This window comes from Citrobacter sp. Cpo032, from assembly GCF_030332975.1.
Taxonomy (GTDB): Bacteria; Pseudomonadota; Gammaproteobacteria; order Enterobacterales; family Enterobacteriaceae; genus Citrobacter; species Citrobacter portucalensis.
Map to the genome: position 1 here is coordinate 230,309 of NZ_JAOWGU010000045.1, position 23,494 is coordinate 253,802.

20 protein-coding genes and 1 other RNA gene are annotated in these 23,494 nt (G+C 50.1%); 8 read left to right on the forward strand and 13 right to left on the reverse strand.

The annotated features are described in order from the left end of the window. Positions 1-48 precede the first annotated feature (48 nt). The 11 genes from OGY33_RS14635 to garP all read right to left on the reverse strand — a co-directional run bounded on the left by OGY33_RS14635 (position 49) and on the right by garP (position 13,030). Entirely contained in the window at positions 49-444 is a 396-nt protein-coding gene (locus OGY33_RS14635) for an enamine/imine deaminase (protein ID WP_003024870.1), read from the reverse strand. A gap of 13 nt (positions 445-457) precedes the next feature. Next, positions 458-2,752, reverse strand: coding sequence for a 2-ketobutyrate formate-lyase/pyruvate formate-lyase (gene tdcE / locus OGY33_RS14640; RefSeq protein WP_003828587.1), 2,295 nt, complete (start codon positions 2,750-2,752; stop codon positions 458-460). A gap of 28 nt (positions 2,753-2,780) precedes the next feature. Continuing rightward, positions 2,781-3,989, reverse strand: coding sequence for a propionate kinase (tdcD, locus tag OGY33_RS14645; RefSeq protein WP_032945082.1), 1,209 nt, complete (start codon positions 3,987-3,989; stop codon positions 2,781-2,783). Positions 3,990-4,020: 31 nt separating this feature from the next. Beyond that, a complete protein-coding gene (gene tdcC, locus OGY33_RS14650; protein WP_008785886.1) occupies positions 4,021-5,352 on the reverse strand; it encodes a threonine/serine transporter TdcC in 1,332 nt (443 codons plus the stop codon). Between the two features lie 22 nt (positions 5,353-5,374). After that, positions 5,375-6,364, reverse strand: a complete 990-nt coding sequence (gene tdcB / locus OGY33_RS14655; protein WP_003828594.1) for a bifunctional threonine ammonia-lyase/L-serine ammonia-lyase TdcB — start codon at positions 6,362-6,364, stop codon at positions 5,375-5,377. 98 nt (positions 6,365-6,462) lie between these two features. Beyond that, complete coding sequence (tdcA, locus tag OGY33_RS14660) at positions 6,463-7,401, reverse strand: transcriptional regulator TdcA (protein ID WP_003828596.1); 939 nt, start codon at positions 7,399-7,401, stop codon at positions 6,463-6,465. A 967-nt stretch (positions 7,402-8,368) separates the two neighbouring features. Next, positions 8,369-8,745: RNase P RNA component class A (rnpB, locus tag OGY33_RS14665), an RNA gene on the reverse strand. 32 nt (positions 8,746-8,777) lie between these two features. Then, positions 8,778-9,923 carry a glycerate 2-kinase gene (gene garK / locus OGY33_RS14670; RefSeq protein ID WP_032934186.1) on the reverse strand — a complete coding sequence of 382 codons (1,146 nt, stop codon included), beginning with the start codon at positions 9,921-9,923 and terminating at the stop codon, positions 8,778-8,780. 65 nt (positions 9,924-9,988) lie between these two features. Next, the gene (gene garR, locus OGY33_RS14675; protein ID WP_003828600.1) at positions 9,989-10,879 is read right to left on the reverse strand and encodes a 2-hydroxy-3-oxopropionate reductase; all 891 of its coding nucleotides are present in this window, start codon (positions 10,877-10,879) and stop codon (positions 9,989-9,991) included. 30 nt (positions 10,880-10,909) lie between these two features. Continuing rightward, positions 10,910-11,680, reverse strand: a complete 771-nt coding sequence (garL, locus tag OGY33_RS14680; RefSeq protein ID WP_008785889.1) for a 2-dehydro-3-deoxyglucarate aldolase — start codon at positions 11,678-11,680, stop codon at positions 10,910-10,912. Positions 11,681-11,695: 15 nt separating this feature from the next. Beyond that, complete coding sequence (gene garP / locus OGY33_RS14685; protein WP_008785890.1) at positions 11,696-13,030, reverse strand: galactarate/glucarate/glycerate transporter GarP; 1,335 nt, start codon at positions 13,028-13,030, stop codon at positions 11,696-11,698. A 405-nt stretch (positions 13,031-13,435) separates the two neighbouring features. Between garP and garD the strand changes: the two genes are divergently transcribed. The 8 genes from garD (at position 13,436) to OGY33_RS14725 (ending at position 21,588) form a co-directional block, all read left to right on the forward strand. Beyond that, the gene (gene garD, locus OGY33_RS14690) at positions 13,436-15,007 is read left to right on the forward strand and encodes a galactarate dehydratase (RefSeq protein WP_057067637.1); all 1,572 of its coding nucleotides are present in this window, start codon (positions 13,436-13,438) and stop codon (positions 15,005-15,007) included. Between the two features lie 178 nt (positions 15,008-15,185). Next, a complete protein-coding gene (locus OGY33_RS14695) occupies positions 15,186-16,040 on the forward strand; it encodes a tagatose bisphosphate family class II aldolase (RefSeq protein ID WP_191238092.1) in 855 nt (284 codons plus the stop codon). A 132-nt stretch (positions 16,041-16,172) separates the two neighbouring features. Next, a complete protein-coding gene (gene gatZ, locus OGY33_RS14700; protein WP_191238091.1) occupies positions 16,173-17,444 on the forward strand; it encodes a tagatose-bisphosphate aldolase subunit GatZ in 1,272 nt (423 codons plus the stop codon). Positions 17,445-17,458: 14 nt separating this feature from the next. Further along, positions 17,459-17,923 carry a PTS galactitol transporter subunit IIA gene (gatA, locus tag OGY33_RS14705; RefSeq protein WP_191238090.1) on the forward strand — a complete coding sequence of 155 codons (465 nt, stop codon included), beginning with the start codon at positions 17,459-17,461 and terminating at the stop codon, positions 17,921-17,923. A 29-nt stretch (positions 17,924-17,952) separates the two neighbouring features. Next, positions 17,953-18,237 carry a PTS galactitol transporter subunit IIB gene (gatB, locus tag OGY33_RS14710; RefSeq protein ID WP_003828616.1) on the forward strand — a complete coding sequence of 95 codons (285 nt, stop codon included), beginning with the start codon at positions 17,953-17,955 and terminating at the stop codon, positions 18,235-18,237. Between the two features lie 4 nt (positions 18,238-18,241). After that, positions 18,242-19,615, forward strand: coding sequence for a galactitol-specific PTS transporter subunit IIC (locus OGY33_RS14715; protein ID WP_003828618.1), 1,374 nt, complete (start codon positions 18,242-18,244; stop codon positions 19,613-19,615). A 44-nt stretch (positions 19,616-19,659) separates the two neighbouring features. Continuing rightward, positions 19,660-20,703: a galactitol-1-phosphate 5-dehydrogenase gene (gene gatD / locus OGY33_RS14720; protein ID WP_149607311.1), complete on the forward strand. Its 1,044-nt coding sequence runs from the start codon at positions 19,660-19,662 to the stop codon at positions 20,701-20,703. Positions 20,704-20,814: 111 nt separating this feature from the next. Then, complete coding sequence (locus OGY33_RS14725; protein ID WP_003828620.1) at positions 20,815-21,588, forward strand: DeoR/GlpR family DNA-binding transcription regulator; 774 nt, start codon at positions 20,815-20,817, stop codon at positions 21,586-21,588. On the opposite strand, the gene OGY33_RS14730 is transcribed toward OGY33_RS14725, so the two are convergent. Both OGY33_RS14730 and rsmI read right to left on the reverse strand, forming a co-directional pair. Beyond that, entirely contained in the window at positions 21,585-22,574 is a 990-nt protein-coding gene (locus OGY33_RS14730) for a Fic family protein (protein ID WP_286571832.1), read from the reverse strand. The genes OGY33_RS14725 and OGY33_RS14730 overlap by 4 nt on opposite strands. 2 nt (positions 22,575-22,576) lie before the next feature. Next, a complete protein-coding gene (gene rsmI, locus OGY33_RS14735) occupies positions 22,577-23,440 on the reverse strand; it encodes a 16S rRNA (cytidine(1402)-2'-O)-methyltransferase (protein ID WP_191238088.1) in 864 nt (287 codons plus the stop codon). Positions 23,441-23,494 lie beyond the last annotated feature (54 nt).

Consider the following 23,494-nt stretch of genomic DNA (forward strand, 5'->3'; position numbering starts at 1 on the left):
TCACACTCATTAAGGATCGGGGCGATCCTTAGATCGCCCCGCAAGGGATTACAGCGTGTCGCCACGTACGGCGATGGCTTCAATCTCCAGCTTCACATCCTTTGGTAAGCGGGCGACCTGTACGCAGCTGCGCGTAGGGTAAATTGCCTTATGCTCATCAAAGAACTGCTGGTACACCTGATTAATGGTGGCGAAGTCGTTCAGGTCAGAAACGAAAACGGTCGTCTTCACGATATCGCTCACTTTCAAACCTGCGGACTCGACGATCGCTTTCACGTTTTCCAGGCTTTGACGCGCCTGATCGGACACGTTTTCAGCCACTTCACCGGTCTGTGGACACACCGGGATTTGACCTGACGTCAACACCATGCTGCCCAAATCCACACCCTGTACGTAAGGCCCAATCGCCCCTGGCGCACATTCGGTTGCAATTACTTTTCTCATAGTCCCTCCGGCGTCAGAGCGCCTGGGTGAAAGTACGTGAAATAACATCCTGCTGCTGTTCGCGGGTCAGCGCGTTGAAGCGCACCGCATAACCAGACACGCGGATCGTCAGGTTCGGATAGTTTTCCGGGTGCTCAATGGCATCCATCAACATTTCACGGTTCATAACGTTAACGTTCAGATGCTGACCACCTTCCACATGTGCTTCATGGTGGAAGTAACCGTCCAGCAGACCGACCAGGTTGGTTTTACGCACTCCATCCTCTTTGCCCAGCGCTGCCGGCACAATGGAGAAGGTGTACGAGATACCGTCTTTGGCATAGGTGAACGGGAGTTTGGCAACCGAGGTTAACGACGCCACCGCACCTTTGCGATCGCGGCCGTGCATCGGGTTCGCCCCTGGCGCAAACGGCGTACCTGCGCGACGTCCGTCCGGCGTATTACCGGTTTTCTGTCCGTACACCACGTTGGAGGTAATGGTCAGAATGGACTGCGTCGGCACCGCGTTACGGTAAGTTGGCAACACCTTAATTTTCTTCATAAAGCGTTCGACCAGGTCGCAGGCAATGCTGTCTACGCGCTCGTCGTTGTTGCCGTATTGCGGATAGTCGCCTTCGATTTCGAAATCAACTGCCAGACCATTTTCATCACGAATCGGTTTCACGCGAGCGTATTTGATAGCCGACAGAGAATCCGCCGCCACGGACAGACCCGCCATACCACAGGCCATCGTGCGATAGACATCACGATCGTGCAGCGCCATCAGCGAAGCTTCGTAGCTGTACTTGTCGTGCATGTAGTGGATGATGTTCAGCGCACTGATGTACTGCACGGCCAGCCAGTCCATAAAGTGGTCCAGGCTCTCCATCACCGTGTCGTAGTCCAACACGTCATCCATCAGCGGTGCCGTTTTCGGCCCGACCTGGATTTTCAGCTTCTCATCCACGCCGCCGTTGATTGCATACAGCAACGTTTTGGCGAGGTTGGCACGCGCCCCGAAGAACTGCATTTGCTTGCCGATAACCATCGGGCTGACGCAGCAGGCAATGGCATAGTCATCGCTGTCAAAGTCGGCACGCATCAGATCGTCGTTTTCATACTGCAAAGACGAAGTGATGATAGACACCTGGGCGGCGTACTTTTTGAAGGCTATCGGTAGCTGCTCAGACCACAGCACCGTCAGGTTCGGCTCAGGTGCCGGGCCCATGGTGTGCAGCGTATGCAGGTAGCGGAACGAGTTTTTCGTCACCAGCGTGCGGCCATCCAGCCCCATACCGCCGATAACTTCGGTCGCCCAGATAGGGTCGCCTGAGAACAAAGTGTCGAATTCCGGCGTACGCAGGAAGCGCACCATACGGATCTTCATAATGAAGTGGTCGATCAGTTCCTGCGCCTGCTGCTCATTTAACACGCCCGCTTTGAAATCGCGCTCAATGTAGATGTCAAGGAACGATGCGGTACGGCCCAGCGACATAGCGCCACCGTTCTGAGATTTCACCGCAGCCAGGTAAGCAAAGTACACCCACTGCACCGCTTCCTGCGCATTACGCGCCGGACGGGAAATATCGCAGCCATATTTCGCCGCCATTTCCTGCATTTGCAGCAGGGCGCGACGGTGTTCAGACAGCTCTTCGCGCAGACGAATCGTGGCTTCAAGATTCTGGCCCCACTCCAGGTTCGACTGGAGATCGGCAAACTGCAGTTCACGCTCACGCACCAGATAGCGGATACCGTACAGCGCGACGCGGCGATAATCACCGATGATACGACCACGACCGTAACCATCCGGCAGGCCGGTCAGCACGCCGGATTTACGGCAGCGCAGCATATCCGGAGAGTAGGCGTCGAATACGCCCTGGTTATGGGTTTTACGCAGTTCAGTAAACTGGTATTCAAAATCAGCATCCATCTCACGACCATAAGCATCAAAAGAGCTTTTGATCATATTGATGCCGCCAAACGGATGCAGAGCACGCTTGAGCGGCTTATCCGTTTGTAGACCGACGATTTTTTCCAGTTCTTGTTCAATATAACCGGCGTCATGCGCGGTTATCGTGGTCGCAATATTGGTATCGAAATCAACCGGCGCGTGCGTCGAGTTTTCAATACGGATGCCCGCCATAACTTTTTCCCACAATGCAGTGGTCGCAGGCGTTGCTTCGGCGAGGAAAGATTCATCCCCTTCATAAGGCGTATAGTTGTGCTGAATAAAATCACGGACATTAATTTCTTCTTTCCAGTCCGTACCTTTAAAGCCATTCCAGGCTTCGGCATACAGCATATCGCTGGTATCGATATTTACCTTCATGAAAAATAATCTCTCTGCTGAAATTTAATTATGCAAATTCTACTGGTGTATTAATTTTGCCTAAGGCAATGGCATCACGCGCAATCATTTTCTCTTCATTTGTGGGAATAACCGCACAAATAACACGAGCATCTTTATTAGAGATAATTCTTTCGCCATGGGAATTTGGCAGGCTGTTCATTTCGCTGTCGATATTCACCCCTAAAACGGCGAGATGTTCAATAACCAGACGACGAATTAATACCGAGTTCTCACCAATTCCGCCGGTGAAAATAATCCCATCAAGACGATGCAGCGATGCGGCATGTCCGGCGATATGGCGTGCAATACGATGCACAAACGTTTTAATCGCCAGCTGCGCACGCTCATGTCCTTCGTGCCAGGCTTTTTCTAACGTACGTAAGTCAGAGGACAGACCGGAAATACCCAGTAAACCGGACTCTTTATTCACTACGCGCTCAAGGTCGCTCAGCGTCTGGTTGGTTTCGCTGGCAATCCACGCCATGGCGCCGAAATCGACGTCGCCACTGCGTGTGCCCATCATCAGCCCTTCCAGCGGCGTCATGCCCATTGAGGTATCAACGCTCTGTCCATTACGTACCGCACAGATTGACGCGCCGTTGCCCAGGTGCGCCACAACCAGACCGGAGTCATCATGTTGCAACTCGAGAAGCTCATGCGCCCGTTGAGAAACATAGCGGTGCGACGTGCCGTGGAAGCCATAACGGCGAACGCCCAACTCCTCAAAATATTTCCACGGTAAACCGTACAGATAGGCTTCTGGGGCCATCGTCTGGTGGAAGCTGGTATCAAATACCGCGACCTGCTGCACGCCTGGGAAAAGGTGCTGAGCAGATTCGATCCCACTCAGGTTCGCATAATTATGTAACGGAGCTAGCGGCGATACCCGACGAATATTATCGATAACTTCGTCAGTAATAATTGCTGATTCAGTAAAGATATTTCCGCCGTGGGCAATGCGGTGGCCAATTAAGGCCACGCTGTCCATTAAATTACGTTTCTCCAGTTCAACGGCAATTGCTTTTAATGCGTCTTCGTAGCTGTGGTGAGCCAGCTTAGCTGGCTCTCCTCCATTAATTGCTATGAACGCATTTTCAGAGTTAATACCGTCTGCGATCCCCGCCATTAAAACTTCACAGTTTGCTGCATCCAGCACTGAGAATTTAATGGAAGACGAACCACAGTTAATAACCAGTACTACCGGAAACTCATTCATTTCACTACTCCGCTCATCCTGAGCTTAAGGATTAAAACAGTTTGTAGACGATGTTCAGGATGGTCAGCAGACCAATCACGGTAACAAACACGTTATCCAGACGGCCACGGTATTTCGCCAGTGATGGCGCTTTACGGATGGCATACATCGGCAGCAGGCAGAGCAGAGAGGCAATAATCGGCGCGCCCATTGCTTCAATCAGGTCCAGGATGTTCGGGTTGGCGTAAGCCACAACCCAGGTGGAGCCCATGATGAAGATCATGCTGATGGTATTAAGTTTGCCGGCAGAAACTTTCGTTTTATCGCCTTTGTAACCAAACTTCAGCACCAGACCGTTCAGACCTTCCAGCGTCCCCAGATAGTGGCCGAAGAAAGATTTGAAGATAGCAACCAGGGCGATGATTGAAGCACCGTACTCCAGAACAGTTGCGAAGGTGGACTTCGTACCGGACAGTGAAGCGAAGTGGTTCGCCAGGTAAGACAGCACAGGAATGTTTTGCGCTTTCGCATCCGCCATGTTTGCCGGAGACAGCGTGAACAGGCAGCTAAAGGCGAAGAACATTACCACCGCAACCATCAGCATACTGGCGCGGGAGATGATTTTGGAACACTTCTGCTCGGTAAATTCACGACCGTAATCTTTCTCATACTCTTCACGTTTAGAGACGACGAAGGAAGAAACGATTGGCGAGAAGTTGAAAGAGAACACCATGATGGAAATACCCAGCCATACGGTAACCAGGATGCCGTCATGGCCAGTCAGGGCGATATTGCTGATATCAACCTGATCGATAACCGCAGAGTTCCAGTAAGGAATCAGTGACAGAGAAATAAGCACCAGGCTGGCAATGAACGGCCATACCAGGTAGCTCATCACTTTAACCATCAGATCTTTACCAAACCAGATGACGAATGCCATCAGCAGCAGCAGGAACAGCGCCACGAAGCCACGGTTCAGCGCGGGCATCTGCAGCTGGTTTTCCCAGAAGGTCATAAAGGTGTTGGTAATGGTGACGCCATAAATCCACAGCAGCGGACAAATCGCAAAGAAGTAGAGGAACGTGATAACCACGCCGCCCGTTTTACCAAAGTGCTCTTCAACCGTTTCTGTGATGTTACCGGAAGGGTTAGAACCGGAAAGACACAGGCGTGCCAGCGCACGGTGGCAATAGAAGGCGATGGGGTATGCTAACACCAGCATGATCAGAATGGGGATCAGTCCGCCAAAACCTGCGCGGATAGGGAAGAACAGCACCCCAGCGCCGATGGCTGTACCAAATAAACCCAGTGTCCAGGTGGTGTCCGATTTGCGCCAGGACGACTGTTTTGTCTGGCTGGATACAATGCTATCAGTAGTACTCATATCCTATCCTCAACGAAGTATATTAAGCGTCAACTAAACCAGTAATTTGAGATACACGAGAAAGGTCGATATTACCGCCAGAAATAATGCTGACTGTTTTTCTGTTCTGGATATAGCTATCTAATTTCCCGCTTAATAATGCTGCGCATGCCAGCGCGCCGGCACCTTCAGTCACAACTTTATTTCGCTGAATTAATGCCACCATGCTGTTGCGAATTTCATCTTCGCTGACCAGGACAATGTCATCCACCAACTCACGAACAATTTCATACGTTAAAGTACCCGGGCGGGAAACGTCACAACCATCCGCCAGGGTGCCGGTCGTTCGGTGCGTGGTTATTTCTCCAGCGTGGAAAGAAGCCGCCATGCCGTGAACGTTTTCAGACTGTACGCCAATAATTTTAATGGTCGGGTTAATAGATTTAATTGCCACCGCAATACCAGCAATCAATCCACCACCGCCAATTGGCACAATCACGTTATCGACATCGTACAGATCTTCCAGAATTTCCAGACCAATAGTGCCCTGACCAGCAATAACTTTCGGGTCATCATAGGGTGGAATAAAGATGCGGCCTTCAGTTTCCACAATCTCGCTAACCTTAGCGATGGTGTCGTTGAAGTTGTCGCCGTGCAGTACAACTTCTGCGGAATAATCGCAGGTTGCCGCTACTTTAGACTTCGGTGCGCCTTTCGGCATCACCACTTTGCCGTCGATTCCGAGCATAGCGCAGGAGAGAGAAACACCTTGCGCATGGTTACCTGCAGAGCAAGCCACCACGCCCTTACATCTTTCAGCTTCGGTTAATGAACTGAGCTTGTTAAAAGCACCACGGATTTTAAATGAACCGGTACGCTGCATGTTTTCAAACTTGAGGAAAATTTCCCCTTTGCAACGTTCACTAAAATAGTTAGAGCGAGGCATTCCCGTTTTATAAATTTTCCCCGCAAGTCTTTTTTTCGCTTCGAGGATATCTTCAATTGCAACTGGGAGATCGTATGTAATGTGCATTAGAACCTCTTACCTGGGTATTAAAGTAAATAGATAGCCGTAACCATTGTCAGATATAGACAAATGGCGTTTATTTCGTGTTAAAACAAATTCAATCTTTAATCAATTTCAATTAATTGCCTTCGTCTCCGACAATTATATGATGAATACTCTTTGGCTAATTCCACCAAAATAGATGCTGCTTTTTTAATTCGATAATTTTTCGACCACACGGCGGCATAACGCGCGACGGGTAAGGTTTCTTCTACCGGGATAGTAATAAACTGGTTTGAGCCAAACGGTGTGGTCATATCGCAGGGAATTACTGTTAAGAAATCAGCATTGAGAACAAGATTATAAATCGTAACGACAGAGTCTGTTTTAACGATGTTTTCACTGCTGATGCCATTATTCTGTAACGTGGTAAGAAGTTCGCTGTAGTACCCCATATTCGTTTGTGGCAACACCCACTGTTCGTTTTTCAACGCGCTCAGCGAGGTGATGCCGGTGCATGTTCGGGACTTGCTGGCAACCAGGATAAAGTCTGACTCAAAGAGCGGTTCAACATGCAGATCGTGCAGTTTCATCTCATCACTCAGCGTACCGATGGCGAAATCCAGACGTCCGTCACGGATTGCCGGTAAGAAGGAGGAGAGCTGAGCTTCATACATAGAAACCTGCGCCTTCGGGAACACTTCTTTGAATTTTTTAATCATGCCGGACATGATGGTGAAGGCAATCAGTGAAGGAAAGCCAAACGACACATCAACGACCGCATTGCTCGTCATGCTGTTCATCTCATCAACCATGTTTTTCATTTCACGGGTAATAGATTCAGACCATGAGAGCATCACCTGCCCTGCCTGAGTCAATGTCACACCAGTATTTTTACGTACAACTAACTCAATACCGAAATAAGCCTCTACATCATTAATGATTTTGCTGACAGCCGGTTGAGTTAAACCTAATTCTTTTGCAGCTGAGCCGATAGAACCGCTTCTAATGACTTCCTGAAAGACCACTAAGTGCTGTGTTTTAGGGAGTGTAATAGTATTCATATCGACCTGCGTTAATTACTTTGTTGACGGCAGGAAGTGTACCAAATTAAGCGAACAAGGATATGTGCTACCCCTCACAAATCCCCTTGACTTACATTTTGTAAGACTATCGTTGAAATTTAAATCACTTAATAATCATATAGATATGAATTATCGATCTCACTTTATCCTGATTTTAGTCAAAAAAAGATGGGGGGATAACGATTTTTTATGGCTATAACCCCCCCATTTTTTCCACTATTTTTTAAAACCATGAAAGGCTATATTTCAATCAATTACAGAACAATTATCAGGCAAGATGGCGCTTAAATTTAATAAACAACTTATCAAATTTAATTATATTTTAATGATTATGGCGATTAAATAACGTTATGCATCACATTTTTTCGCCATATTTGTTTGTAAAGAAACATTGCATTTATTAAAATTCAATCTAAAAAACACAAACAATTATCATATGCAACATTATATTAACACTGATTTTGTGCAATTTATTAGCAAGTAATTTTGTGACGGCGATCGATTGCGTTCGATTATTCTCGAGAAAAACGTATCGCACAGTGTTTTGTGTTGGTCGTCACAAAATTAGAAATATCCACCGACACATTCCCCTCAGATAAAAGAAATTCGGTGCATAAATAATAGGGATATAAAAATTAGATAAGAAGGAAATAAGCGCCTGCATCCTCGAAAACCAATCTCAATGCTCGCTGTAAAACCTCTGCCGGATGGCGGTGTAAACACCTTATCCGGCCTACAAAACCAGTCTCTCCCCCAGTAGGCCTGATAAGCGCAGCGCCATCAGGCATGGCAACCTGCCCAGAAAGCAAAAACCCCGCCGAAGCGAGGCTTTATAAAGAGTGAAGCTGACCGATAAGCCGCGTTCTTTTGAGCATAGCGTCGTGGACAGTCATTCATCTGTCTTACCCAGAAAGCAAAAACCCCGCCGAAGCGGGGTTTTATTAAAGAGTGAAGCTGACCGATAAGCCGGGTTCTGTCGTGGACAGTCATTCATCTAGGCCAGCAATCGCTCACTGGCTCAAGCAGCCTACCCGGGTTCAGTACGGGCCGTACCATGTGAACCCCTATTTGGCCTTGCTCCGGGTGGAGTTTACCGTGCCACGGACTGTTACCAGCCGCGCGGTGCGCTCTTACCGCACCCTTTCACCCTTACCTGATCCCACTTGCGTGGGCCATCGGCGGTTTGCTCTCTGTTGCACTGGTCGTGGGTTTCCCCCCCAGGCGTTACCTGGCACCCTGCCCTATGGAGCCCGGACTTTCCTCCCCTCCGCCCGTCTCCCCCGAAGAGGACGACGACGAAGCGGCGACTGTCTGGTCAGCTTCGGCGCGCAGTATAGAGGGTTTGCGGGGCAATGTCACCCCGCACTGCGCATTCCTATCGCTAACGTGGCAGCGATGTTTCTTGAGGCGCGATAAATATTATCAAATGCCCCACGGAAGGCCTCTTCCAGCGTGCTGATGCTGGTCAATACGCTAAACACCGCATCGATACCATATTGATGCACTACCTCCACATCGCGCGTCAGGCTGCCGCCAATACCAATAACCGGCTTGTGGTACTTCTTCGCGACATTCGCCACGCCTACCGGCACTTTGCCGTGAATGCTCTGGCTGTCGATCCGCCCTTCGCCGGTCACCACCAGCGTACAGTCGTGAATATGCTCTTCCAGATTGAGCGCCTGGGTCACAATCTCGATACCGCTGCGTAGCTCGGCGCCTAAAAAAGCCATTAATGCCGCGCCCATTCCGCCTGCCGCACCGGAGCCTGGCACATCTTTCACATCGACCCGCAGCGATTTTTTAATGATGTCGGCATAGTGAGACAGATTACGGTCCAGTTCGAGAATGCGTTCTTCCGTCGCCCCTTTCTGCGGGCCAAAAATGCGCGAAGCGCCAGAATCACCGATGAGAGGATTAGTCACATCGCAGGCCACGCGAATGGAACAGGTTTTTAAGCGCGGATCCAAACCCGAGATATCGATGGAATTCAGACTCATCAGGCTTCCACCACCGTAGCCAATTTCTGTCCCGTTGGCATCGCAAAGTTTCGCCCCCAGCGCCTGCACCATACCCGCGCCACCGTCGTTGGTCGCACTGCCGCCGATGCCAATAATGATGCTCTGCGCACCGCTATCCAGCGCCTGCAAAATCAGCTCTCCGGTACCGCGTGACGTAGTGACTAAAGGGTTGCGCTTTTCAGGAGGCACCAACGCCAGACCGCTGGCTGCCGCCATTTCGATAAACGCAGTTTTACCATCTCCGGACATGCCCCAGCAGGCATTCACTTTTTCGCCCAGCGGCCCCGTTACTTGCGCTGAATGCTCACTCCCTTGCGTCGCGGCAATCATGGCTTCAACCGTTCCTTCGCCGCCATCGGCAACCGGAACAGAAACATATTGCGCATCGGGGAAAATTTCCCGAAATCCTTTTTCTATTGCCTGAGCTACCTCGGTGGCAGAAAGGCTTTCTTTATAAGAGTCTGGGGCAATTACGATTTTCATAGTTATGTAGCCTGACTGTGCCGCGCAAGGCAAGAAATACAGGGCGCACATCCGCGCCCTTCTTGTTAGCGAGTGACTTCCACTTTCGCCAGTTTTTCGTAGTAGCATGCGAGCGCACTGTGATCGGCAGTACCCAATCCATCTGCGCGTAGCGCCTGCATCATCTCCATGACTGCTGCAGTCAGCGGCAACTGAGCGCCAACGCCATGAGAGGTATCCAGCGCGTTCGCCAGGTCTTTGATATGCAGGTCAATACGGAAACCTGGTTTAAAGTTGCGATCCATCACCATCGGCGCTTTCGCATCCAGCACGGTGCTGCCTGCCAGCCCGCCACGGATCGCCTGATACACCAGGTCCGGATTCACACCCGCTTTGGTCGCCAGCGTCAGCGCTTCAGACATCGCGGCAATGTTCAGCGCCACAATCACCTGATTCGCCAGCTTGGTGACGTTACCCGCGCCAATTTCACCGGTATGCACCACGGAGCCTGCCATCGCTTTCAGCAGATCGTAGTACTTGTCGAAGATCGCTTTATCACCGCCAACCATCACCGACAACGTGCCGTCAATCGCTTTTGGCTCGCCGCCGCTGACCGGCGCATCCAGCATATCCACGCCTTTCGCTTTCAGCGCGTCGCTAATTTCACGGCTGGCCAACGGTGCAATGGAGCTCATGTCGATAAGCACTGTGCCCGGTTTCGCCCCTTCAATAATGCCGCCTTCACCCAGTGCTACTTCCTTAACATGCGGAGAGTTCGGCAGCATGGTGATGATCACATCACACTGCTCAGCGATATCTTTCGCCGTGGCGGCAGTTTCAGCGCCTGCGGCAATCACTTCCGCAATAGATTCCGGGTTACGGTCAGCAACCACCAGCGAGTAACCTGCCTTGAGGAGGTTTTTACTCATTGGTTTACCCATAATACCGAGGCCAATAAAACCAACTTTCATTGTCATGTCTTTATCTCTCTCTACTGTCGATGGTGGTTATTTCTTAAAAGAATCAGCCAGTTTCTGCGTGGCTGAACGGAACACGCCAAGGTCGCTGCCAACGGCAACAAACGTCGCGCCCCACTCCAGATAACGACGCGCATCCGCCTCTACCGGAGCCAGAATGCCGCTTGGTTTGCCGTGTGCTTTCGCGCGGGCAAAAATGTGCTGGATAGCTTTCTGCACATCAGGATGTGACGCATTGCCGAGGTGACCTAGCGCCGCAGCCAGATCGCTTGGTCCAACGAAGACACCGTCAACGCCTTCTGTCGCCGCGATTGCGTCAACGTTATCAACGCCCTGCTGACTTTCGATCTGCACGATGATGGTGATGTTCTTATTCGACTGCGCAAAGTAGTCCGGTACGGTGCCAAACATATTGGCGCGATGGGATACGGACACGCCGCGAATACCTTCCGGCGGATAGCGGGTCGACGCCACAGCGTTAACCGCTTCTTCTTCCGTCTCAACGAACGGGATCAGGAAGTTGTAAAACCCGATATCCAGCAGACGCTTGATAATTACCGGCTCGTTGGTTGGTACACGCACTACCGCCGCGCTGTCGCTGCCTTTCAGCGCCATCAATTGCGGAATAAACGTCGAGATATCATTCGGCGCATGTTCGCCATCCAGTACCAGCCAGTCAAAACCTGCCAGGCCTAAAACTTCGGTACTGATTGGGCTGGCCAATGCAGACCAGCAGCCAATCTGAATTTGTTGCGCCGCGAGGGCCGCTTTAAACTTATTCGGGAAAATCGTGTTATTCATCGCCTATACCTTTGTTTATTTCTGCAATTCCATACGTTTAATGTCACCGACAATAAACAGGTAGCAAACCATTGCCATCAGCGCTGAGCACCCTACAAACATCAGCGCAGCATTAAATGAGTGCAGCTCGCTCACCAGATACCCAATCACCAGCGGGGTGACGATGGAAGCCACGTTGCCAAATACGTTAAATACCCCACCGCACAGACCGACAATCTCTTTCGGCGCGGTATCGGAAATCACCGGCCAACCCAGCGCGCCGAAACCTTTACCGAAGAACGCCAGCGCCATCAGCGCCACCACAAGAGCGGTATTATCGGTGTAGTTACACAGAATAATGGTCGATGCGAGCAACATGCCGAGCACTATCGGCAGCTTACGCGCCAGGGTAATGCTGAAACCACGTTTAATCAGATAATCAGAGAACACGCCGCCGAGCACGCCACCGAAAAACCCACACAGTGCCGGAATCGAAGCCACCAGGCCCACTTTCAGAATCGACATACCTTTTTCCTGAACCAGGTAAATCGGGAACCAGGTGAGAAAAAACCAGGTAATTGTGTTGATAAAATACTGGCCAAAGAACACACCAAGCATCATACGGTTCGTGAGCAACTGCTTGATATAATGCAGTTTAGGACCACCTGACTTCACATCGCCCGGTTTTTTATGGTCCATATCCACGACCGCGCCGTTTTCAGAGATAAACTTCAACTCTTCTTGCGACATGCGCGGGTGATCGGTTGGGTTATGAATAAACTTTACCCACAGTCCGGTAAGCACAAAACCAATCACGCCCATCACGGTAAAGACGTGCTCCCAGCCCCAGGCGAAGGTCAGCCAGCCGAGCAGCGGGGAAAACAGCGCCAGGGAGAAATACTGTGCGGAGTTAAAAATCGCGGATGCCGTGCCGCGCTCTTTCGTTGGGAACCAGGCTGCCACGATACGGGCATTAGCCGGGAAGGATGGCGCTTCCGAGAAGCCCAGCATAAAGCGCATGATGAACATTGAAATACCCGCCCAGGCCAGCGGGAACATGTCCACAAAGCCCTGCAGGAAGGTAAACAGTGACCAGAAGAACAAACTGTAAGTGTAGACTTTCTTCGAGCCGAATTTATCCAGCAGCCAGCCGCCGGGGATTTGCATCAACAGGTAAGCCCAGCCGAAGGCGGAGAAAATGTAACCCATTGAGATGGCGCTGAGATGTAACTCTTTCGCCACTTCAGTTCCGGCAATAGACAGCGTCGCACGGTCCGCATAGTTAACGGCTGTAACAATAAATATTATCAGCAATATTAAATAACGGGTGTGCGTACCTTTCTTTTTCTCGACAACTGTATCCAATATCATTCTATTTACCTCGGGCACATAAAAGGTTTTTATTATTATTTTATGGGTATTTCTCGTGATAAATTACCGATAATAAAAATAGATAATAATTTATCAGACGTTATGAAACCGTGATTTAGTATAATCATCAGCACAACGTTAATCATTGTGCAAGTGCTCATTAAATACACGTTATTAAATTAATGTTTTGGGCATATGCACACAAGCATGGGCGCTAATGCACACATTTACGTATTGCTACCACTGGTGACCCGGCCTTGCTGAGTTTAAGTGATCATCGTCACATTCTTCACGTTAAACTCCTGACATTCTTATTTCACGATACCGAATCTTTATTACTTAAAATTAGATTCAAAATATAAATATCCACACTATTATCACCACCTTGTTGGAGAATACTGGACAATGGCCGACATCGAAATCAGACAAGAATCGCCAACGGCGTTTTATATTAAAGTTCACGAAACAGATAATGTGGCGATAATTGTCAATGACAATGGTCTGAAAGCCGGAACGCGTTTTCCGGACGGACTGGAACTCATTGAACATATTCCCCAGGGTCATAAAGTGGCGCTATTGGATATTCCTGTTCATGGCGAAATCGTGCGTTATGGCGAAGTGATAGGCTATGCCGTTCGCGATATCCCACGCGGCAGCTGGATTGATGAATCAATGGTTGAGCTGCCCAAAGCCCCGCCGCTGGAGACGCTGCCGCTGGCAACTAAAGTGCCAGAGCCGCTGCCACCACTAGAGGGCTATACCTTCGAAGGTTACCGCAATGCTGACGGTAGCGTAGGTACCAAAAATCTACTCGGTATCTCCACCAGCGTGCACTGCGTAGCGGGAGTGGTGGACTATGTGGTGAAAATCATTGAGCGCGATCTGCTGCCTAAATACCCGAACGTTGACGGTGTGGTGGGGCTCAATCATCTGTACGGCTGCGGCGTGGCGATCAATGCTCCAGCCGCCATCGTGCCGATTCGTACCATTCACAATATTGCGCTTAACCCGAATTTTGGCGGTGAAGTGATGGTCATCGGCCTCGGTTGCGAAAAACTGCAGCCAGAGCGGCTGCTGGAAGGCACGCACGATGTGAAAAGTATTCCGGTCGACAGCGCCAGTATCGTCAGCCTGCAGGATGAAAAGCACGTCGGCTTTCAATCGATGGTCACCGATATTCTGCAGGTGGCCGAACGTCATCTGGCAAAACTCAATCAGCGCCAACGTGAAACCTGCCCGGCTTCAGAACTGGTGGTAGGCATGCAGTGCGGCGGTAGCGATGCGTTCTCCGGCGTGACGGCCAACCCGGCGGTGGGTTATGCCTCCGACCTGTTAGTACGCTGCGGCGCGACCGTAATGTTCTCTGAAGTAACCGAAGTGCGCGATGCCATCCACCTTCTGACCCCACGTGCGATTAACGAAGAAGTAGGTAAACGCCTGCTCGAAGAGATGGCCTGGTACGATAACTACCTTGATATGGGCAAAACGGATCGCAGCGCCAACCCTTCTCCGGGCAACAAGAAAGGCGGTCTGGCAAACGTGGTGGAAAAGGCGCTGGGTTCGATTGCCAAGTCTGGCAAGAGCGCGATTGTCGAAGTATTGTCGCCGGGTCAGCGTCCAACCAAACGTGGCCTGATTTACGCTGCAACCCCCGCCAGTGATTTTGTTTGCGGTACACAGCAGGTCGCTTCCGGGATCACCGTGCAGGTGTTCACCACCGGTCGCGGTACGCCGTATGGTCTGATGGCCGTGCCGGTGATTAAAATGGCGACACGCACCGAGCTGGCCAACCGTTGGTTTGACCTGATGGACATTAACGCGGGCACCATCGCCACCGGAGAAGAAACCATTGAAGATGTGGGTCTGAAACTGTTCGAATTTATTCTCGACGTCGCCAGCGGGCGTAAGAAAACCTTCTCGGACCAGTGGGGACTGCATAACCAGCTGGCGGTGTTTAACCCGGCGCCAGTGACCTGATTATCTACCGTATTTTCTTAATGAGCATGCCTTCGGGCATGCTTTTTTTTCGCCACAACCTTTCGCAACCCTCCCCTTTCTTTCGAAACTTTCATTTATCAGATCAAAATCACAAAAAAACGTTACGAAACCCTATACTTTATTTCGAAGAAAGAAATCGAAAGACTTCGGAGGAAGTATGTTTATCATCTCAAGCAAAATGATGCTGAAGAAGGCGCAGCAAGAAGGCTATGCCGTACCAGCATTTAACATCCACAATCTGGAGACCTTACAGGTCGTCGTGGAAACAGCAGCCGAACTACGTTCTCCATTGATCGTCGCCGGCACACCTGGCACTTTTAGTTATGCCGGGGTCGGTAACATCGTTGCAATCGCCAGTGCACTGGCAGGAAGCTGGAACCATCCTCTCGCCATCCATCTCGATCACCATGAAAGCACCACCGATATTGAAGCGAAAGTCGCTACAGGTATTCGCTCTGTCATGATTGATGGTTCTCATCTGCCATTTGCCGACAACATTGCCTTAGTTAAACACGTAACTAATTACTGCCACCGCTATGACGTTAGCGTTGAAGCTGAGCTGGGACGGTTAGGCGGACAGGAAGATGACCTGATCGTGGACGGAAAAGACGCGCTATATACCCACCCAGAACAGGCTCGGGAGTTCCTGGAAAAAACGGGTATCGACTCACTGGCTGTCGCGATTGGCACAGCTCATGGTCTGTATAACGCTGAACCTAAACTGGATTTCGAGCGACTAGCCGAGATTCGTCAGCACGTTGATATCCCACTGGTTTTACATGGCGCATCTGGCCTGCCTACACATGATATTAAGCGCGCAATCTCCTTAGGGGTCTGCAAAGTGAACGTCGCGACCGAACTTAAAATCGCCTTTTCTGGCGCACTCAAAACTTACCTGAGCGCACATACCGATGCAAACGACCCACGGCATTACATGATGCCTGCGAAAGCCGCCATGAAAGAGGTAGTGCGTAAAGTCATTGCTGACTGCGGTTGTGAAGGAAAACTGTAACTTATTGATTCATTTGATTTGTACGGATTCTGACAAAGGTCTGTTTTAAAGCTGGATCACGAAAGCCGCTTTTACCCTTTGCCTTCAATCCAAAAACATTATGAAGATAAACAAAAGATATCGGAGATAGAAGTGAAAGAAATAATCTCTCGTCATAAAGCAGGTGAGCATATAGGTATTTGTTCTGTTTGTTCAGCCCATCCGCTGGTCATTGAATCCGCATTACGTTTTGATCTCAATACGAACACGAAAGTTCTGATCGAAGCAACCTCTAACCAGGTTAATCAGTTTGGTGGTTATACCGGGATGAAACCCGCCGATTTCCGAGACTTTGTCTATGGCATCGCACAAGAGATTGGTTTCCCTCGCGAAAGACTGATCTTGGGTGGCGATCACCTCGGCCCTAACTGCTGGCAAAATGAAGCAGCGGCAGAAGCGATGGAGAAATCCGTTGCCTTAATTAAGGCTTACGTTGCCGCAGGGTTCAGCAAAATCCACCTTGACGCTTCAATGTCATGCGCTGACGACCCGACACCACTGGACCCAATGGTTGTTGCCCAGCGAGCAGCCGTACTTTGCCAGGCTGCGGAATCAACTGCAACCGAAGAACAGAAACGCCAACTGACGTACGTTATTGGTACAGAAGTTCCCGTACCAGGTGGAGAAGCCAGCACCATTGGTACCGTTCATGTCACGCGCGAAGAAGATGCCGCCCGGACGCTGGAAACCCATCAGGTTGCCTTCCGTGCATTAGGACTTGAAGAAGCGTTAACTCGTGTCATCGCCATTGTGGTCCAGCCCGGCGTCGAGTTCGACCACACTCAAATCATTCACTATCAACCACAAGCTGCAAAAGCGCTTTCCGCCTGGATAAAAGAGACCCCTATGGTCTACGAAGCGCATTCAACAGATTATCAAACCCGCCAGGCATACCGTGCGCTGGTACGCGATCACTACGCAATATTGAAAGTAGGTCCAGCACTCACCTTTGCCCTGCGTGAAGCGATTTTTGCCCTGGCGCAAATGGAAAATGAGCTGGTATCGCCTGAACAGCGAAGCCGGGTAATGGAAGTGATTGACGAAGTTATGCTGAATGAACCGGACTACTGGAAAAAATACTATCGCCCAACCTGGAGTCAGGCGATGGTTGATATTCACTTCAGCCTCTCCGACCGCATTCGTTACTACTGGCCGCATCCCCGCATTCGCCAAAGTGTAGAGAAATTAATTACCAACCTTAATGACGTCGCTTTACCACTGGGGCTCATTAGCCAGTTTATGCCCGTGCAATTTGAGCGCCTGACTGAAGGGACGTTAACCGCCACACCACATAATCTGATTATCGACAAAATTCAGGACGTTCTGCGCGCCTATCGCTTTGGTTGCGAACCAGCAATTGCCTAAAATCTGGAGAATATATGAGCCAACTTTTTGTCCGAACAGGAATTAACTTTAGCTCGTGTCAGCATGCGCTGACGCATATTGGGGAGGAGATGCTGGCCAAAGGGGTCGTCCATGAAAGCTATCCGCAGGCCCTGATCGAGCGTGAAGCCACTTTTCCAACCGGAATAGCGCTGGAACGTCATGCCGTTGCGATTCCGCATTGTGAAGCTGTTCATGCTAAGTCTCCTGCTATCTATCTGATTCGCCCGGATACACCGGTCAACTTTCAACAAGCGGATGATGACGAAGAGATAGCCGTCTCTTTAATAATCGCCTTAATCGTTGAGAACCCGACGGCGCAACTGAAGCTCCTGCGTCGTTTATTTAGTGAGCTACAAAACCCGAACACCATTGAAGCATTGCTGGATGCGCCCGATGCAGAACTGGCCATGCTCTTTCGCGAAAAAATCCTTGAGTCTGAGCTTTGCGCTCAGGCTTGATAAGAAACTGATAATAAAAGGAATACCCTATGAAACGTAAAGTAATTGTAGCTTGTGGCGGTGCTGTAGCAACCTCAACAATGGCAGCGGAAGAAATTAAAGAACTCTGTGAAGCCAACAATATCCAACTCGACCTGGTTCAATGTCGGGTAACAGAAATCGAAACCTATATGGATGGAGCGGATCTTATCTGTACCACCGCCCGCGTTGACCGTACGTTTGGCGATATCCCAGTGGTCCACGGCATGCCTTTTGTTTCAGGTGTGGGTATCGAAGCATTACAGCAAAAAATACTGACTATCCTCGTGGGGTAACGCCATGTTTAGCGAAATAATGCGTTATATCCTCGACTTAGGTCCAACGGTTATGCTGCCGTTAGTGATCATCATCTTCTCAAAATTGCTGGGAATGAAGCTCGGGGATTGTTTTAAATCAGGTTTGCATATCGGGATTGGCTTCGTCGGTATCGGTCTGGTGATCGGCCTGATGCTGGACTCTATTGGCCCTGCCGCAAAAGCAATGGCAGAACAATTTCAAATCAACCTGCATGTCATCGATGTCGGTTGGCCTGGCTCATCACCAATGACCTGGGCTTCGCAAATTGCGTTAATTGCGATTCCAGTCGCCATTGGAGTGAATATCCTGATGCTGGTTACCCGCATGACCCGTGTGGTGAACGTCGATATCTGGAATATCTGGCATATGACGTTTACCGGTGCCATGTTGCATCTGGCGACTGGGTCATACTGGCTGGGCATTCTCGGCGTGGTTGTTCATGCCGCATTCGTCTATAAACTGGGTGACTGGTTTGCCAAAGACACGCGCGACTTTTTTGGCCTGGAAGGCATTGCCATTCCACACGGTTCCTCGGCATACCTGGGCCCGATAGCTGTCCTGGTTGATACGATCATTGAAAAAATTCCCGGACTGAACCGCATTCATTTCAGCGCGGATGATGTCCAAAAACGCTTCGGACCCTTCGGCGAACCTGTAACCGTCGGTTTTGTGATGGGTTTAGTGATCGGCATGCTGGCAGGATATGACGTCAAAGCAGTTCTACAACTAGCGGTGAAAACGGCCGCCGTTATGTTGCTCATGCCTCGCGTTATTAAACCTATTATGGATGGTTTAACTCCCATTGCGAAACATGCCCGTAAACGCCTGCAGGCGAAATTTGGCGGACAGGAGTTCCTAATCGGTCTGGATCCTGCACTACTGCTCGGCCATACGTCGGTGGTTTCCGCCAGCCTGATCTTTATTCCGCTGACCATTCTGATTGCCGTCCTGGTACCAGGTAATCAGGTACTGCCATTCGGCGATCTCGCGACCATTGGTTTCTTTGTCGCCATGGCGGTAGCCGTTCATCAGGGGAACTTGTTCCGTACGCTGATCTCCGGCGTCATCATCATGGGTATCACCCTGTGGATAGCCACGCAAACTATTGGTCTACATACCCAGCTAGCCGCCAATGCAGGCGCACTGAAAGCCGGTGGCATGGTTGCATCAATGGACCAGGGCGGCTCCCCAATCACCTGGCTGTTGATTCAGCTCTTTACCTGGCAGAACGTGGTGGGCTTCATCATTATCGCTGCGATTTACCTGTTGGGTGTACTGCTGACCTGGCGTCGGGCACGTAATTTCGTGGCGGCTGAAAAAGCGGCAGCCATAACGGAAAGCCAGACCGCATCTTAATTTCTGGGGAGCATTTGCTCCCCTTCACATTTCTGGAGACACTTATGAAATCAGTGGTCATTCACGCTGAGGGCGACGTACGCGTTGAAGAACGCCCCATTCCGCAACTGCAAACTGATGAAGATGTACTGGTCAAAGTGGTCAGTTCAGGACTTTGCGGCTCGGACATTCCTCGTATCTTTAATCATGGCGCTCACTATTATCCGATAACGCTTGGACATGAGTTCAGTGGTTATGTTGAGTCCTACGGCACAGGCGTAACCGACCTCCAACCCGGAGATGCCGTTGCCTGCGTACCACTACTCCCTTGCTTTCACTGCCCTCAGTGCGAGCGCGGATACTTCTCGTTATGTAAGCAATATCAGTTTGTCGGTTCACGAAGCGAAGGCGGCAACGCGGAATATGTGGTTGTAAAACGCGCCAACCTGTTCCGCCTGCCTTCAGATATGCCGATTGATGATGGCGCATTCATTGAACCGATTACCGTCGGTCTGCATGCTTTTCATCTGGCTCAGGGATGCGAAGGCAAAAATGTGATTATCGTTGGTGCTGGTACTATCGGTTTGCTGGCAATGCAATGTGCCCGTGAACTCGGTGCAAAAAGTATCACGGCGATTGATATCAACCCGCAAAAGCTGGCATTAGCAAAAGAACTGGGGGCAACCCATGTGTTTAATAGTCGGGAGATGAGTGCGGCTGAGATCCTCGCGGGCCTGGAGAATACTCAGTTTGACCAACTCGTGCTGGAAACAGCGGGAACCCCGCAAACTGTGACGCTATCGATTGAGATTGCAGGCCCTCGTGCTCAACTAGCGTTAGTCGGCACGTTGCATCACGATCTGACACTTGCTTCAGGTGTCTTTGGGCAAATATTACGTAAAGAATTAACCATTCTTGGCAGTTGGATGAACTATTCCAGCCCATGGCCTGGAGAAGAGTGGGAAACCGCTGCCCGTTTATTGACGGAAAAACGCTTACAGCTTGAGCCATTAATTGCTCACACTGGAAATGCCGAAAGCTTTGCCAGCGCCGTCAAGTCACTCCACGGCGCGCCGATGCAAGGAAAAATTCTACTCAAACTATCCTGAACCCATGAGCCAGCAACCTGCGCTGGCTCACATTTACTTTCGAAATTTAGCGTTCACCTTTCGCAATCCTTCGATTAAACTAGTGATAATTAAATTATCAGGCAAATCAATATGAACTCATTTGAGAGAAGGAATAAAATTGTCGACCTGATTAACACGCAAGGCAGCGTACTGGTAATGGACCTTTCGAATACCTTTGGTATTTCTGAAGTAACCATTCGCGCCGACCTACGGTTATTAGAAGAGAAGGGTCTGGTCACCCGTTTTCACGGCGGTGCGGCAAAACCAGGAAGCCATCTGGCTGAAGGTGACAATCAGGAAGTGTTATTAGAAGATCGGTATCAGCTTGCCAGCGATCCCAAAAAACGGATTGCCCAAGCCGCAACGGCAATGGTTGAGGAAGGAATGACCGTAATTCTGGATAGCGGAAGCACCACCTTATTGATTGCTGAAGCGCTAAACCGAAAAAGTAATATCACCGTTATTACCAATAGCCTGCCTGCCGCGTTCACGTTATCGGAAAACAAAGACATTACGCTGGTCGTCTGCGGCGGCACTGTGCGCCACAAAACGCATTCAATGCATGGCACTATCGCTGAACGTTCCCTACAAGGAATAAGCGCTGACCTGATGTTCGTGGGCGCTGACGGGATTGATGCTACTAACGGTATTACGACCTTCAACGAAGGTTATTCGATTAGTAGCGTGATGGCAGCGGCAGCACATAAGGTCATTGCCGTACTGGACGCGACAAAATTTAATCGACGTGGTTTTAATCAGGTGCTGCCAATGGAAAAGATTAACTGCGTAATAACCGACGACAGTATCAGCAAACAGGATAAATCAGCGCTGGCCAAAACAGGCGTTGAACTGCTGGTCGTTTAAATTACCCGCCACATGCCCCCTTTTGTCGCGCCAACGCGTTGCAGTTTACCTTTTAGCTGCAACGCTTTCAGATAGCGTTCTACGGTCCGGGCTGAGATTTCACACTCATTAGCGATGCTTTTGGCGGATCTGCTCGGCTGATTCGACAATATTTGTAGAATGCGTTTTTCTATATCCAGTAAATCAGCCGACATTTCTTCCGACATTTCTTCCGACAGGGCTGATGGTTTTCCCAATCCCTCCTGCAAAGCAGAGATGATGTTTTCCAGGATAAATTCTATGAATGGCGTGCAGCTACTTTGCCGATCGCAAAGCCCTAACACCTGATAATAGCGGTCCTGTTGGTAGTGGATCAGTGTCTCTACTGGTAACCACGCCAATTCCGATCGCCACTCACGAAGGATTAATGTCTGCCACAGCCGTCCCATCCGCCCATTACCATCGGCAAAAGGATGAATAAATTCAAACTCATAATGGAAAACGGCACCAGCAATCAGTGGGTGGAGCTCTGTCGTTTTTAACCAGCCCAGTAAATCATTCATCAAACGTAAAATTTGTGAGGCTGGTGGAGCCATGTGAATAAGCTGTTTTTCCCTGTAAACACCAACATTTCCGGTACGTAACTGGCCTGGATTATCGACCAGACCGAGCATAAGAACCCGATGTGCCTGTAAAAGGTCGGATAATTTTCCACTTTTCCATTCCGACATTTTTTCATAGGCCAGAATCGCATTTCTAACTTCCTGTATGTCTTTAGCAGGCGCCAGAATACGTTTGCCCTCCATCAGCGCGGTGACTTGTTCCGTCGTCAACGAATTATGCTCAATCGCTAAAGAGGCCTGAATCGTGCGAATACGATTCTCTTTACGCAAAAGAGGAGATGCCCTACCTGCCATCGCAGCCCAATGCCCCATCAACTCACCAATTTCAATAACCTGGTTGAGGATCAATGGGGTGACCACGAAAGGTGGTTGGTAGGTGCTCACTGTTACTCTCCCTGCTGTTCCAGCGCGTACTTATACAGCGCATTCTTTTTCACGCCGTGGATTTCCGCTGCCAGCGCCGCCGCTTTCTTCAGCGGCAGCTCTTTTTGTAACAACGCCAGCGTACGCAGCGCATCAGCCGGGAGGTCATCTTCTTGCGCTTTATGCCCTTCGACAATCAGCACCATTTCGCCCTTACGACGGTTTTCATCTTCCTTGACCCACGCCAGCAGTTCGCCAACCGGTGCACCGTGAATAGTTTCCCAGGTTTTGGTCAGCTCGCGCGCCAACACCACGTAACGGGATTCGCCCCAGACGGCAACCATGTCTTCCAGGCTATCCAGCAAGCGGTGGGTAGATTCATAAAAAATAAGCGTACGCGGTTCGGCCTCAATGGCTTTCATCGCATCACGACGCCCTTTCGATTTGGCAGGCAGAAATCCTTCATAGCAAAAACGGTCTGAAGGCAGACCTGCAGCGCTCAGGGCAGCAATCGCCGCACAAGGACCTGGCAGGGGAACAACGCGGATCCCCGCTTCGCGACAGGTACGCACCAGATGGTAGCCAGGATCGTTAATCAGCGGCGTTCCGGCATCGGAAACCAGCGCAATGTTTTGTCCTTCTTTGAGCTTCGCGACCAGCGTTTCGGCCTTTTGCTGCTCGTTGTGGTCATGTAGCGCGAACAGACGCGCGTTAATCGCGAAGTGTTGTAACAATAATCCTGTATGACGAGTGTCTTCAGCGGCAATCAAATCAACGGCTTGTAAAACCTCGAGCGCTCGTTGGGTAATATCAGCCAAATTTCCTATAGGAGTAGGTACAATAAAGAGTTGGCCTTGAGAATTATCCGCCGATTCGTGTTGTTTCATTGTGTCGTCCGTATTGCCGATTTAATATTGAGCATTGAGTAAAAAAATATCACT